Annotated in this window: 12 protein-coding genes and 1 pseudogene; 7 read left to right on the top strand and 6 right to left on the bottom strand. The window is 58.3% G+C overall.

Going from position 1 to position 14196, the window contains the following annotated elements; all coding sequences use genetic code 11:
- Positions 1 to 168: 168 nt before the first annotated feature.
- Positions 169 to 258, top strand: a pseudogene (locus FT726_RS08300) (hypothetical protein); the annotation flags it as partial.
- 110 nt (positions 259 to 368) lie between these two features.
- On the opposite strand, the gene FT726_RS08295 reads toward FT726_RS08300, so the two are convergent.
- The 3 genes from FT726_RS08295 to glpD form a co-directional block, all read right to left on the bottom strand.
- Positions 369 to 827, bottom strand: coding sequence for a DUF943 family protein (locus tag FT726_RS08295; RefSeq protein WP_215480645.1), 459 nt, complete (start codon positions 825 to 827; stop codon positions 369 to 371).
- Positions 827 to 1666 carry a DUF3289 family protein gene (locus tag FT726_RS08290; protein WP_215480644.1) on the bottom strand — a complete coding sequence of 280 codons (840 nt, stop codon included), beginning with the start codon at positions 1664 to 1666 and terminating at the stop codon, positions 827 to 829. Before FT726_RS08290 ends, FT726_RS08295 begins: the two co-directional genes overlap by 1 nt.
- A gap of 180 nt (positions 1667 to 1846) precedes the next feature.
- Positions 1847 to 3355 carry a glycerol-3-phosphate dehydrogenase gene (glpD, locus tag FT726_RS08285; protein ID WP_346302662.1) on the bottom strand — a complete coding sequence of 503 codons (1509 nt, stop codon included), beginning with the start codon at positions 3353 to 3355 and terminating at the stop codon, positions 1847 to 1849.
- Positions 3356 to 3582: 227 nt separating this feature from the next.
- Here glpD and glpE point away from each other — a divergent pair, with 227 nt between their 5' ends.
- From glpE to malQ, 5 genes are all read left to right on the top strand, one after another.
- Positions 3583 to 3909 carry a thiosulfate sulfurtransferase GlpE gene (gene glpE, locus FT726_RS08280; RefSeq protein ID WP_058759320.1) on the top strand — a complete coding sequence of 109 codons (327 nt, stop codon included), beginning with the start codon at positions 3583 to 3585 and terminating at the stop codon, positions 3907 to 3909.
- 32 nt (positions 3910 to 3941) lie between these two features.
- Complete coding sequence (glpG, locus tag FT726_RS08275; RefSeq protein ID WP_125309891.1) at positions 3942 to 4766, top strand: rhomboid family intramembrane serine protease GlpG; 825 nt, start codon at positions 3942 to 3944, stop codon at positions 4764 to 4766.
- Positions 4767 to 4809: 43 nt separating this feature from the next.
- Positions 4810 to 5568 carry a DeoR/GlpR family transcriptional regulator gene (locus FT726_RS08270; RefSeq protein WP_058759319.1) on the top strand — a complete coding sequence of 253 codons (759 nt, stop codon included), beginning with the start codon at positions 4810 to 4812 and terminating at the stop codon, positions 5566 to 5568.
- A gap of 212 nt (positions 5569 to 5780) precedes the next feature.
- Complete coding sequence (gene malP / locus FT726_RS08265) at positions 5781 to 8186, top strand: maltodextrin phosphorylase (protein WP_346302661.1); 2406 nt, start codon at positions 5781 to 5783, stop codon at positions 8184 to 8186.
- A 56-nt stretch (positions 8187 to 8242) separates the two neighbouring features.
- Positions 8243 to 10300, top strand: a complete 2058-nt coding sequence (malQ, locus tag FT726_RS08260; RefSeq protein WP_346302660.1) for a 4-alpha-glucanotransferase — start codon at positions 8243 to 8245, stop codon at positions 10298 to 10300.
- A gap of 36 nt (positions 10301 to 10336) precedes the next feature.
- Here the strand turns inward: malQ and nfuA are convergent, their stop codons facing one another.
- Positions 10337 to 10912 carry a Fe-S biogenesis protein NfuA gene (gene nfuA / locus FT726_RS08255; RefSeq protein ID WP_021507402.1) on the bottom strand — a complete coding sequence of 192 codons (576 nt, stop codon included), beginning with the start codon at positions 10910 to 10912 and terminating at the stop codon, positions 10337 to 10339.
- 58 nt (positions 10913 to 10970) lie between these two features.
- Positions 10971 to 11648, bottom strand: coding sequence for a DNA utilization protein GntX (gene gntX / locus FT726_RS08250; RefSeq protein WP_346302659.1), 678 nt, complete (start codon positions 11646 to 11648; stop codon positions 10971 to 10973).
- 35 nt (positions 11649 to 11683) lie between these two features.
- Here gntX and bioH point away from each other — a divergent pair, with 35 nt between their 5' ends.
- Positions 11684 to 12457 (top strand): pimeloyl-ACP methyl ester esterase BioH, encoded by a 774-nt coding sequence (bioH, locus tag FT726_RS08245; protein WP_021507404.1) that lies wholly within the window; start codon positions 11684 to 11686, stop codon positions 12455 to 12457.
- On the opposite strand, the gene FT726_RS08240 is transcribed toward bioH, so the two are convergent.
- Positions 12438 to 14126 carry an alpha-amylase family glycosyl hydrolase gene (locus FT726_RS08240; protein WP_346302658.1) on the bottom strand — a complete coding sequence of 563 codons (1689 nt, stop codon included), beginning with the start codon at positions 14124 to 14126 and terminating at the stop codon, positions 12438 to 12440. The genes bioH and FT726_RS08240 overlap by 20 nt on opposite strands.
- Positions 14127 to 14196: the final 70 nt, after the last annotated feature.

The following is a 14196-nucleotide window of genomic DNA, read 5'->3' as shown; positions in this document are numbered from 1 at the left end:
TGTAAGATTGACGGTCAGTTAGCGCAATGAATTGCGCCGCTACGATAAATTCGGTAGTGACCTTCGTCATTATCGATCGCACACACTGTAGCGGCGCGATTTATCGCGCTATGTATCAATTGCTCTTCTGCAATCGACTCATTTCATTGTCTTTATTCACTGTGTAAGGTTGAAGCGGAACAGGATCCGGCCATCGCTAACCCATTCGAATATGCAGTGAAAGCCCGTAAATATATTCGTGACAATGCCGGGCTGTAAGTTAGCGTGTTAATTAGCGCAATGAATTGCGCCGCTACGGTAAATGCGGCAGTGACTTTCGTCATTATCGACCGCACACACTGTAGCGGCGCGATTTATCGCGCTATGTATCAATTGCTCCTCTGCAATTGACTCATTTCGTTGTCTTTATTCACTGTGTAATTTCCTGAATTCAGTGAGAACATCACGCCACCATCCTGCGTCCGCTGAATTTTCATCAGTAAATTTTTATCAAGGCAATTAGCAGGGGGTTGAATTTGCTTAAAGCAAATGCGGTCCTTTTTTTCTAATGGCTGATATCCCTCACCTAATGCATAAAAATAATAGGTAATGGAGCCATTTTCATTAAAGGCTTTAATATTGTATTTTAATGTTATTTGCTGCTGGTGACTCAACCACCACCTTATTTTTTCGTCGTCAGAATAAGGCAGGTGATCGACGATAATTGATGCAGAATAGTAATCCTGGTGAACGTCAATGACGTTAACTTCCCTGAAGTTCAGGTAGCAATATATGCCACTGGCTAATGCAATAAGCAGAATTAATCCTGCCCATGTCTTCCTGTTCATTAACGGCCGCCTTCAATATCTATCACAGCATCCATGTTCGTCAGAAAAGGACGAAAGCCAAATTTATCATAACGTTGTAAGGTGAACCATATCTTAAAAAACTGAAATTGTCTGAATTTATGCTTGTGAATATCATGCGTATCCAGACCGAAATGATCCTGTCCGCTGAAGCGCATTTTTGCCCTCCAGCGCGCACCATTAACGTCAAGACTCAATATGTCAATTTTGGTAGCATAAACATCATGAACAGTAATGCCTAGACCATTTATTTTATCCATAATTAATGAATCGAACTTTGGCAGGATCGAGTTATTAATGGCAGAATTAATATCACCTATATTTTTCAATGGCAGGCCTTTGATACCATAATCAATATTAACATTGAGCGTATCAATTATGGCTTTGTGTGTACTGTTTATGCTTCTGTCGTTCATAATTTTGTCCCGATATGCCATATCCAGCGACAAATCCCGAAACGGCAGGCCGCTGGAGCGCATAAAATGCTCCAGCATCTTATTTATCAGGAAACGTTGCGGGCCAACAAGCGCGAAAGGTAATGACGTGGTTTGCATCTCAGCAAACAGCAGCCTGGCGCACTCCAGCGGTGAAAGCTTTTCGCCAGGTTTCTCATAAGCACCAGCAAAGCGCGACTGGGGATTATGGAAGGGATGCAGCCGCGTCATGTTCCATGGGTCGACCACATTGGAAATGTGGGTGAGGCCGAATTCGTTTTTCATCCGGCGTTCACAGATATCGCCGTAGCGCATATCGTCAGCGCCATAGTCATTAAACATGCGCTGTGTGGTGAAGATATTGAGCGGAAAAGTTGCTAAAGCCATGCGTGATGCTCCCTGTCACTGACGAGTCCGTTAATCCAGTCGCGGATTATTTAGTCAGTAAGCGGAGCGGTGAGAATTGATCTGGTGCAGTGCCTTGTGTGAATAACCTCTCGCCGACACAAAAAGAGAAAAAATAAAAACCCCGCGCGGTGGCGGGGTTGAGGACAATGCTTAAGGCGATTAGGAAGCCAGCGACAGCGCCGGTTTCTGGCCGTTTTCCGCCAGCCAGTTGCGGATGCGCGCCTGTTCGGCTTCGCTCAGCCACATACCCTGTTTGGTACGGCGCCAGATGGCGTCGTCCAGCTCGCGCACCCACTCGTGTTTCACCAGGTAACGCAGTTCGGCTTCATAGAATTCGTGGCCAAAGTTTTCACCCAGATCTTCACGGCTCTTCGCGCCTTCCAGCAGCACTTCAGTACGGCTGCCGTAGGTGCGGGCGAAGTGACGCGCCATGCCTTCGCTGATGAACGGATAGCGACGGCGCAGGCTGGCAGCGTAATCTTCACGCGTACCGGAGAAATCACCGCCTGGCAGCACGGCGTTTTTGGTCCACGCCGGACCTGCATCGGGGTAGTATTTCGCCAGTTTCTCCAGCGCATGCTCCGCCAGCTTGCGATAGGTGGTCAGCTTGCCGCCGAACACGGACAGCAGCGGTGCCTGGCCGTTGTCATCGTGCACGTCCAGCGTGTAATCACGGGTGATCGCCTGCGGTGAATCAGATTCATCATCGCACAGCGGACGCACGCCGGAGTAGGTCCAGACGATATCGTCGCTGGTCAGTTGCTTTTTAAAGTGCGCGTTATACACCTTCAGCAGGTAGCTGATTTCATTGTCATCGATTTTGACATTTTTCGGATCGCCTTTGTATTCGACGTCGGTGGTACCGATGATTGAAAACTCATCCATCCACGGAATTACAAACACGATGCGGTTATCTTCGTTCTGCAGAATGTAAGCCTGCTTCTCGGTGTGCACGCGCGGCACCACGATATGGCTGCCTTTGATCAGGCGAATACCGTACGGCGATTTCAGCTTCAGGCCATCGTCAAAGAACTGTTTCACCCAGGGACCGGCGGCGTTAACCAGCCCTTTGGCGCGCCAGGTGTAGGTTTTGCCGGTATCGACGTCTTCCGCTTCCACCATCCACAGGCCGGCTTCACGCCAGGCGCGGGTTACGCGGGTGCGGGTGCGCACTTCGCCGCCCTGTTTCACCACTTCCTGCGCGTTAAGCACCACCATGCGCGCATCGTCCACCCAGCAGTCGGAATATTCGAAACCGCGCGTAATTTCAGGCTTCAGGGCCGATTCCGCGCCAAAACGCAGACCTTTACTGCCTGGCAGCGTAGTGCGCTTACCGAGGCGATCGTACATAAACAGGCCCATGCGGATCATCCACGCCGGACGCAGATGCGGGCGGTGTGGCAGACGGAAACGCATCGGGAAGGCGATGTGCGGCGCCATTTTCAGCAGCACTTCACGTTCGGCCAGCGCTTCGCCCACCAGACGGAATTCGTAATGTTCCAGATAGCGCAGGCCACCGTGAATCAGCTTGGAACTGGCAGAGGAGGTTGCACAGGCCAAATCCCGCGCCTCCAGCATCAGCACTGACAGGCCGCGTCCTGCAGCATCCACTGCAATGCCGGCACCGTTGATGCCGCCGCCGATCACGATCAGGTCTTTGGTTTCCACGTCATCTCCTCCGATGTTCGGAATAGTTCTAAAATGTTCGTTTTCGAGCGTAATAATAATCGGAAACCAACATTGACGCCAGCGCTTAACTCAATAAAAACATTCTTGCGTGATATAGCTAACATTTCGGCAGGAAAAAAATCACATATCCACAGGATTTGTCAGGTTATAGCGGCGGCTTATCAGGGTAAACTAACGCCAAATGATGACGAGGTAATGAGAGACCCATGGAAACCTTCGAGTGTATTAACGTCCTGCAGGCTAACGAGCATCTGGCACAGGGAGCGCAACTGGTAGACATCCGCGATCCGCAAAGCTTCGCCATGGGCCATGCCACCGGTGCGCAACATCTGACCAATGACAACCTGGCGACGTTCATTGCCGGCGCCCGGCACGACCAGCCGGTGCTGGTGATGTGCTATCACGGCAACAGCAGTAAAGGCGCGGCGCAGTTCCTGTTAAGCCAGGGCTTTAGCGACGTCTACAGCATCGACGGCGGTTTTGATGCCTGGCGCGCGGCGTTTCCGACGCAGGTCGCCATCGGCAGCCTCTGATTGACCGATTAAAGGAAGGAGAGCACCGCATGATGCGCATCACCCAGTTTAACCAGCCGCGTATGGCGCAGGCGTTTGTCGATTACATGGCGACGCGCGGCGTCACGCTGCGTATTGAGCGCGAAAGCCACTATGTCATTGTGCTGGATGACGACAGCAAGCTGGAGATGGTCGAAAACGAACTCGCGCAGTTCGTGCGCGATCCCAACCATCCACGCTACCAGGCGGCGAGCTGGCACAGCGGTACCACCGACAGCGGTCTGCGTTATGAGCGTGGCAATATCTGGGCAAACATTCGCGAACGCGCGGGCCCGCTCACGCTGACCATCATGATCGCCTGCGTGGCGGTGTTTATCCTGATGCAGATTGTCGGCGACGATGTGGTACTCGGCTGGCTGGCCTGGCCGGCGGATTCCTCCCAGTATTTTCAGGTGTGGCGCTGGTTCAGCCACGCGCTGCTGCACTTCTCGCTGCTGCACATTCTGTTCAACCTGATGTGGTGGTGGTATCTCGGTGGTGCGGTAGAGAAGCGCCTCGGCAGCGGCAAGCTGTTCGTTATCATGCTGATTTCAGCGCTGCTGAGCGGCTGGATGCAGGCGAAGTTCAGCGGCGTGCTGTTTGGCGGGCTGTCCGGCGTGGTCTATGCGCTGATGGGCTACTGCTGGCTGCGCGGCGAGCGCGATCCCGAAAGTGGCATTTATCTCGAGCGCGGCCTGATTGGCTTCGCTATTGTATGGCTGGTGATTGGCTGGTACGGCGCCTTTGGCCTGTCGATCGCGAACGCTGCGCACGTCACCGGTTTGCTGGTGGGGCTGGCAATGGCGTTCGTTGATACGCGCAAACGCGCACGTCGCTAGCAGCAGGATAAAAAGAACACGGCCTTGAGCCGAGGAGAGAGATGTGAAGCAGACGCAACGTCATGACGCCATTATCGATCTGGTCCGGCGTCAGGGGTATGTCAGTACGGAAGAGCTGGTGGATCACTTTGAGGTCAGCCCGCAGACTATCCGGCGCGATCTGAACGATCTGGCCGATCAAAACAAAATTCAGCGTCATCACGGCGGCGCAGCGCTGCCTTCCAGCTCGGAAAACACCGCGTGGCAGGATCGCAAAATGATGTGGTCGGCGGAAAAGGCACGCATCGCCGAGCGCGTGGCGAGCCAGATCCCGGACGGTGCCACGCTGTTTATTGATATCGGCACCACGCCGGAAGCGGTGGCGCATGCGCTGCTCAACCACAACAATCTGCGTATTGTCACCAACAACCTTAACGTGGCGATTTTGCTGATGGGCAAGCCGGATTTCCGTGTGATCATCGCCGGCGGTGAAGTGCGCACGCGCGACGGCGGTATCATGGGGGAAGCCACGCTCGATTTTATCTCTCAGTTCCGGCTCGATTACGGCATTCTCGGCATCAGCGGTATTGATATGGACGGTTCGCTGCTGGAGTTCGACTATCACGAAGTGCGCACCAAACGCGCTATTATCGAGAACTCGCGCTGCGTGATGCTGGTGGTGGATCACTCGAAGTTTGGCCGTAACGCCATGGTTAACCTTGGCAACATGAGCCTGATTGATTACCTGTATACCGATCAAACCCCGCCGTTAAGCGTACTGAAGGTGATTGAACAGCACGAAGTCCATCTGGAGCTGTGCTGATTTCCCAGGTGCGCATCAATGCGCACCCTGTGAGGCACCAGGTCATCGCGCTTATTGTGGGGTCGCCATTGATGGCGACCAGGCCGCAGCGGCACGCCTTTTTTCACTGCATCTTCATTTCCCTGTCGCTTTTTTCAGCGTCCGCGGCTTAACTTACTCTTTCAGATTTGCGCTTGCCCGTGTTTACCGTTTCGGATGCAAAGGGATGCACTATGTCGCCGCTAAAATTCAATAAAACCCGCTTTGACGCCGCGCTGACCCGCCAGTGGCAGCAGCTCGGACTGACTTCCGCCCGGCAGATGACGCCGCATCAATGGTGGCAGGCGCTCAGCCGGGCGCTGATGGAACTGCTCGCCGCACAGCCGCCCGTGCCGCCGAAAAGCGCTCAGCGCCACGTTAATTATCTCTCAATGGAGTTTCTGCCCGGCCGGCTGACCGGCAATAACCTGCTCAATCTTGGCTGGTATAACGAGGTGGCCGCCGCGCTGGCAGAGCACCAGGTAGAGCTGAATGAACTACTGGAGGAGGAGGTCGATCCGGCGCTGGGCAACGGCGGTCTGGGACGGCTCGCGGCCTGCTACATGGATGCGATGGCGACGGTCGGCCAGCCGGCGATGGGGCACGGCCTCAACTATCAGTACGGCCTGTTTCGTCAGTCGTTTGTGGCCGGACAGCAGCACGAAGCGCCGGATGACTGGCAGCGCGATCGCTATCCGTGGTTCCGCTATAACGCGGCGCTGGATGTGCCGGTGGGGCTGGGCGGTAAGGTCAAAAAGCGCGACGACGGCAGCTTCGAATGGCGTCCGGCACAGCAGCTGATCGGCCAGGCCTGGGATCTGCCGGTAATCGGCTATCGCAACGGCATCACGCTGCCGCTGCGCCTGTGGCAAGCCACCAGCGCGCAGCCGTTTGACCTGACGCTGTTTAACGCCGGGAAATTTCTGCAGGCGGAGCAGCCGGGCATTGAAGCCAACAAGCTGACCAAAGTGCTCTATCCCAATGACAACCATGCGCCAGGTAAACGTCTGCGGCTGATGCAGCAGTATTTCCAGTGCGCCTGCGCGGTGAGCGACATACTGCGTCGTCACCGGCTGGCGGGCCGTGCGCTGCATACGCTGCCGGATTTCGAAGTGATTCAGCTCAACGATACCCATCCCACCATCGCTATTCCGGAGCTGCTGCGTCTGCTGCTGGATGAGCATGGCCTGAGCTGGGACGACGCCTGGCACATTACCAGCCGCACCTTTGCGTATACCAACCATACGCTAATGCCGGAGGCGCTGGAGCGCTGGCCGGCGAGCCTGCTGCGCGAACTGCTGCCGCGCCATCTGCAAATCATCAAACAGATCAATCGCCAGCTGAAGCAGCAGGTCAAACAGCGCTGGCCGAACGACAGTGCCCTCTGGCACAAGCTGGCGGTGGTGAGCGACGGCGAAGTGCGCATGGCCAATCTGTGCGTGGTGAGCTGTTTCGCCGTCAACGGTGTGGCAGCGCTGCACTCGCAGCTGGTGGTTAACGATCTGTTCCCGGAATATCACCAGCTGTGGCCGCACAAGTTTCATAACGTCACCAACGGCATTACACCGCGGCGCTGGCTGAAGCAGTGCAACCCCCTGCTGTCCGCGCTGATTGACGACAGCCTGCAGGTGGAGTGGGCCAACGATCTCGACGCGCTGGAATGGCTGGCGCCGCTGGCGAAGAAGAAAAGCTTTCGCCAGCAGTTCCGCACCATCAAGCAGCAAAACAAACTGCGGCTGACGGTGTACATCAAACGCGTGACCGGCATCGATATCAATCCTGACGCGCTGTTTGATGTGCAGATCAAGCGCCTGCACGAATACAAACGCCAGCATCTCAGTCTGCTGCACATCCTGCACTGCTATCGCCAGCTGCGCGATAACCCGGACAATCCCGACTTCGTGCCGCGCGTCTTTCTGTTTGGCGCCAAGGCGGCGCCCGGCTATTTGCTGGCAAAAAACATCATCTGTGCCATCAATAAAGTCGCGGAGGTGATCAACAACGACCCGCTGGTGGGCGATCGCCTGAAGGTGGTGTTTGTGCCGGATTACCGGATTACCGCCGCCGAGCTGATGATTCCGGCAGCCGATCTCTCGGAGCAGATCTCCACGGCCGGTTACGAAGCCTCCGGTACCGGCAACATGAAGCTGGCGCTCAACGGCGCGCTGACCATTGGCACGCTGGACGGGGCTAACGTGGAGATTGCCGAGGCGGTCGGTGAGAAAAATATCTTTATCTTTGGCAACACGGTGGATGAGGTAAAAGCACTGAAGGCCGACGGTTACAGTCCGAAGAAACTGCGTAAGCACGATCGCTATCTCGACGGTTTGCTGAAGGAGCTGGAAAAGGGCAAATTCAGCGACGGCGACCGGCAGGCATTTGCGCCGCTGCTGGAGAGCCTGAGCAAACAGGGCGATCCGTGGCTGGTACTGGCCGATTTCGCCGCTTACATCGCGGCACAGCAGCGCGTCGAAGCGCTGTGGCGCGATCCGGAAGCGTGGACCAAAGCGGCGATTCTCAACACGGCGCATACCGGCCGCTTCAGTGCCGATCGTTCGATTCGCGATTATCAACAGCGTATCTGGCAGGCGGCGCGCTGAGCCGCCGGAAAATGACGCTGCATGCGTAATGTGCGCACGGCAACGAAGGAGACAACATGGCCATGAAGAAACTGGATCAGGCTGCACGGGATGCCGGTATCGCACTGAGTTTTATCAACAATAAAGGTGAGTCACAGACCATCAGCGACGACACCAAACGCGCGCTGATGGCGCTGATGGACGCCCCGACGGGCAGCGCGCCACCGCTGCCGCCGGTGCTGGTGTTCACGCCGCCCGGACTGCCTGAACTGACGCCGCAGGGCAGCGACGACTACCGCTGGCAGCTGGTGAGCGAGCAGGGGCAGCACTATGACGGCACGCTGAGCGCGGGAGAAAGCCTGGCGCTGCCGGCAGAACTGCCCGAGGGCTACCATCAGCTCACGCTGAGCACTTCACGCCAGCAGTGGCAGACGCGCATTATCATCGCACCGGCGCGCTGTTATCTGCCGCCAGCGCTGGCGCAGGGGGAGAAGCGCTGGGGCGCGCTGGTGCAGCTCTATACGCTGCGCTCGGCGCGTAACTGGGGCATCGGCGACTTTGGCGATCTGATGCAGATGCTGGAGCAGGTCGCCGCTCACGGCGGAGATTTCATCGGTCTCAACCCGCTGCATGCGCTCTATCCGGCGCAGCCGGATCACGTCAGCCCGTACAGCCCGAGCTCGCGCCGCTGGCTCAACGTGCTGTACATCGACATCAATCAAATCGACGAATTCACCCAAAGTGACGCCGCCCAGCGCTGGTGGCACAGCGCGCCAACGCGCAAAGCGCTAAAACAGGCGCGCAGCGCAGCGTTTGTCGATTATCGCGCGGTGACGACGCTCAAGCTGACTGCGCTGCGTTTTGCCTGGCAGCACGCACAGCCGCAGCTGACCCGGCAGCCGGCGTTTCAGCAGTTTCTGGCTGAAGGCGGCGATGCGCTGCGTTATCAGGCGGCGTTTGACGCCATCGTAGCGGCGCGCAGCCAGCAGCATCCCGATGAGTGGGGCTGGGAAAAGTGGCCGTCAGGCTGGCAGCAGGCGCAGCAGCCGGAGGTGCAGCAATGGTGCGCGCAGCATGAGGACGACATTCTGTTCTGGAGCTGGCTGCAGTGGCTGGCGCAGCAGCAGTTCGCCGCCTGCTGGCAGCGTAGCCAGCAGCTGGGGATGGCGGTCGGGTTATATCGCGATTTGGCGGTTGGCGTGGCACAGCACAGCGCGGAAACCTGGCAGGATCCGCAGCTGTATAAGCTGGGCGCGTCGGTGGGCGCACCGCCGGATCCGCTTGGCCCGCTCGGGCAGAACTGGGCGCTGCCGCCGCTCGATCCACATGTACTGCGCGCGCGGGGCTATCAGCCGTTTATCGATCTGCTGCGCGCCAATATGCGCGATTGCGGGGCGCTGCGCATCGATCACGTTATGGCGCTACTGCGTTTGTGGTGGATTCCCTATGGCGAAAGTGCCGATAAAGGCGCGTATGTCGCCTATCCGGTGCACGACCTGCTGGCGATCCTCGCGCTGGAGAGTCAGCGTCAGCGCTGCATGGTGATCGGTGAAGATCTCGGCACCGTGCCGCAGGAGATCGTCAGCCTGCTGCGCGACCGCGGCATTTTTTCGTGGAAGGTGCTGATGTTCGAGTGCGGGGAGGGCGGGCAGTTCCGGCCACCGGCAGCCTATCCGCGCCAGTCGATTGCCAGCGCCAGTACCCATGATTTGCCGACGCTGAGCGGATTCTGGCATGCCGCCGATCTGCAGTTGCGCGAGCAGCTGGGGCTGTTTACTAAACGCAGCATGCTGAAGGCGGCCATCGCCGAACGCGATGGGCAGAGAACCGCGTTGCTGAACGCCCTGAGCGAGGCGCAAGCCATTGATACGCGCAGCAAAAACCGCGCCGGCCAGCGTCTGACGCCTGCGCTGAATCAGGGCGTGCACCGCTTTCTGGCGTACACCGACAGCGCCCTGCTGGGGCTGCAGCCGGAGGACTGGCTGGGAATGGAGACGCCGGTCAACGTGCCGGGCACGGTAGCCGAATACCCCAACTGGCGGCGCAAACTGCGCGTACCATTGGAGAAGTTGTTTAGTTACCGGAAAGTGCAGCAGCTGCTGGCGATCGTCAATGAAGAGCGTAAGAAGCCGTAAAACACGCGGCAGCCGGGGTGGCTGCCGCATCTTCTATCAGTAGTAGGAGTGCTCGCCGCGCTGATGCTCGGTGAGATCGCGCACGCCTTTCAGTTCCGGGAAGGCGGCCAGCAGCTCTTTCTCGATGCCGTCTTTCAGCGTCACGTCAATCATCGAGCAACCGTTACAGCCGCCGCCGAACTGCAGAATGGCGTAGCCTTCGTCGGTGATCTCCATCAGCGAGACGCGACCGCCGTGGCTGGCCAGCTGCGGGTTGATCTGCGCCTGCAGCAGATACTCCACGCGCTCAACCATCGGCGCATCGTCCGACACTTTACGCATCTTAGCGTTCGGCGCTTTCAGCGTGAGCTGTGAGCCGAGGTTATCGGTCACGAAGTCGATTTCCGCATCTTCGAGGTACGGCGCGCTCAGCTCATCAACATAGGCAGACAGCTTGTCGAACTTCAGTTCGGTATCGGTGGCTTCGACCGCGTCCGGCGGGCAGTAGGAGACGCCGCACTCGGCGGTTGGCGTACCCGGGTTAATAACGAATACGCGAATCTGGGTGCCATCTTCCTGTTTTGACAGCAGTTTTGCGAAGTGCTCTTGCGCAGTATCAGTAATACGGATCATGGCGATTGCTCAATAGTTGACTAAAATACCTGGTTATAATACGCCCAACGCCGACGCTCTACAAGGTACGGCACAGGCATCCTATGTGTACGCTGGCCGCGCCCTGCGCCAGTAATAAGCGGCTGATTTCCCCCACCGTGCTGCCGGTGGTCACCACATCATCGATAAGCAGGATGTGGCATCCGCGCACCGCCATTTCAAGGCGAAACGCGCCACGCAGATTGCTTTTCCGGGCGCGGGCGCTGAGCACATGCTGCACCGCACCGTGTCGCACCCGGCGCAGACCTTCGCGGTATTCACAACCGAGCCAGCGCGCCAGCGGTTTAGCCAGCAGCGCGGCCTGATTATACCCGCGCTGCCAGGCGCGGCGGCGATGCAGCGGCACGCTCAGCACCAGATCGATACGCGGCAGCGGCTGCTGGCGGCGCTTTGTTAATAATTTTAACAAAAGCAGCCGTGCCAGCATCACCCTGAGTGCGGTTGCGCGCGAGAATTTGAGCCGCTGCACCCATTCGCTCAGCGGCGGCACATAATCACTCACGCAAGTGAGAGCGTGCCACGGCGGCGGCCGGCGCAGGCAGCGTCCGCACGGCTGATCGCCGCTGGCCGGCAGTCCGCAGCAGGGACAGAGCGCCGGCAGCGCCGGTAGCTGGCGCAGACATACGCTGCACAGGCCGTGCCGGGCGATACGCAGCGGCAGACGGCATAGCCAACACAGGGCAGGGATTGCTAGCATAGCGACCTCCTTTTCACTTTTCGGGAGTGTAACCGATGAGTTCGCTTTACTGGCACACCACAGGCACAGGCGATCGCGATCTTGTGCTGCTGCACGGCTGGGGACTGAACGCCGAAGTGTGGCAACACATTGTTCCGCGACTCAGCCCGCATTTTCGTCTGCACCTGGTGGACCTGCCGGGATTTGGCCGCAGCCAGGGATTTGGGCCGCTGAGCCTGGCGCAGATGGCGCAGCAGCTATTACCGCAGTTGCCAGCGCGCGCCGTGCTGCTCGGCTGGTCGCTGGGCGGCTTAGTGGCCAGCCAGCTGGCGCTGAGCCAGCCCGATCGCGTGGCGGCATTGATCAGCGTGGCGTCGTCGCCGTGCTTTACCGCCCGGGATGAATGGCCGGGCATCCAGCCTGAGACGCTGGCAACGTTCCAGCAGCAATTGAGCAGCGATTTCCAGCGCACGGTGGAGCGTTTTCTCGCGCTGCAAACCATGGGGACGGAAAATGCGCGCCAGGATGCGCGCCAGCTGAAAGAGGTAGTACTGTCGCAGCCAATGCCGTCGGTGGCGGTACTGGAAGGGGGATTGAACATTCTGCGCCACGATGATTTGCGCAGCGCACTGGATGGGCTGACGCTGCCGTTCCTGCGTATCTATGGCGCGCTGGATGGCCTGGTGCCGCGCCGCATTGCGCCGCAGCTGGATGCACGCTGGCCGCATTCGCAGTCGGTTGTCATCGCGAAGGCCGCGCACGCGCCGTTTATTTCGCACCCGGAGGCGTTCTGCCAGCAGGTGCAGCAGTTCATCCACGCAGCCACATAAACTGCCAGGCGGCCAGCACCAGCGGCTGGCTGCCATCCACGCGCTGCCCGCTGATCACATCCTGAAAAGGGCGCGCCTGCGGCAGCGTGGTGCTGATCTCGCGGCTGCTGAGATTGAACACGCACAGTAACCCTTCGTCGCTGTCCGCGGCGTGACGGCGCAGCAGCAGCACCGCGTTGTCGCTCTCCAGCAGCGTCATCGGATTGTCCGGATGGAACGCCGGCTGACGGGTGCGCAGCTGAATCAGCGCGCTAAGCCGCTCAAACACCTGCTGACGCAACGGGTTGCCGCCGCTGATTTGCTGTTCGATATCGCGCAGGCTGTACTTCTCACGGTTGATGGCGCGGTTGTGCCCGGCAGCGCGCACGCCTTCGTTGTCATTGCGCGAGCCGAGAATACTTTGAATATAGATGGCGGGCACGCCGGGAAAGGCCAGCAGAATCGCGTGCGCCAGCAGGAAGCGACGCAGGCGCGTGCCGTCATCGTCGGTCTGGTGATTGAGCGCATCCAGATACGTTACGTTGATTTCATACGGGCTGGTGCTGCCGTCCGGGTTGTTTTTATAGGAGACCAGCGCGCCCTCCAGCGCCAGTTCACGCACCAGCGCCACAATCTCCACTTCCGACAAAATTCCGCGTGCCGGATTGAGGCCAATGCCGTCGTGCGAGGCGAGAAAATTAAAGAAGGTGGTGCCGCCATTCCCGGGCTCAAGCGTGCTGGCCCACTGGCGCAGCGCGCGCGCCGAGCCGGAGTGAATGGCGTGCAGCACCAGCGGCGGCAGCGAAAACTGGTAAACCATCTGCGCTTCGTCGTGGCCGTTGCCGAAATAGCTGATGTTATCCTGATGCGGCACGTTGGTTTCGGTCACGATCACCGTACCCGGCGCGACTTCGTTGGCGATGGAGCGAAACAGCTTCACCAGCTGATGGGTTTTGGTCAGATGGATACAGCGTGTGCCCGGCGTTTTCCACATGTAGCCCACCGCGTCCAGCCGCACGTAATCCGCGCCTTTGTTGAGATAATCCAGCAGCACGCCCACCATGCGGATCAGCACCTGCGGATTGGCGAAGTTGAGATCGATTTGGTCGGCGCTGAAGGTGGTCCAGATAAAGCGCGTGTCGCCGTTAGCGAGGGTAAACGGCGTCAGCAGCGGTGAGGTGCGCGGGCGCGTCACGGCACTGAGATCGGTGGCGGGCGGCATGCTGATAAAGAAGTCGTCCCAGCCGGCATCCTGCGCCAGAAAGTGGCGAAACCACGCGCTGTGCGCCGACATGTGGTTACAGACGAAATCGAACATCAGCCGGGTTTCGCTGTGCAGCGCCGTGATGTGCTGCCAGTCACCGCAAATCGGGTTCACTTTGTGGTAATCGATAACCGAGAAGCCATCGTCGGACGAGTAGGGGAAAAATGGCAGCAGATGCACCAGGCTGAAGGTGGACTGCAGATGCTGCTGATAAAAGCGCGTAAAGCTGGCGAGCGTGGGCTGCTCGGGTTCGCGGAACTGGTCGGCGTAACTGATCAGCACCACGTCTTTTTCATCCCAGTGCGCTTTACGCGGCAGCTTTACCGTGTCGCGCGCCGCGCGGATGTGCGAAAGCAGGCGCTCGCGCGCCGCGACGGGGAAGCTACCTTCATAAATCTCATCGAGCAGGAAGTTGATAATGTCCATCGGATCGCCGGGTTACGCGGAAGGTCATTTTTTCACACGGTTTTTTCAGCGTAGTCCGCCAGGACAATTT

This window comes from Pantoea sp. Morm (assembly GCF_016643525.1).
In the GTDB taxonomy this organism is placed as follows: Bacteria; Pseudomonadota; Gammaproteobacteria; order Enterobacterales; family Enterobacteriaceae; genus Pantoea; species Pantoea dispersa.
The sequence above is the reverse complement of the archived record's forward strand: the minus strand, read 5'-3'. Positions and strand labels throughout refer to the sequence as shown.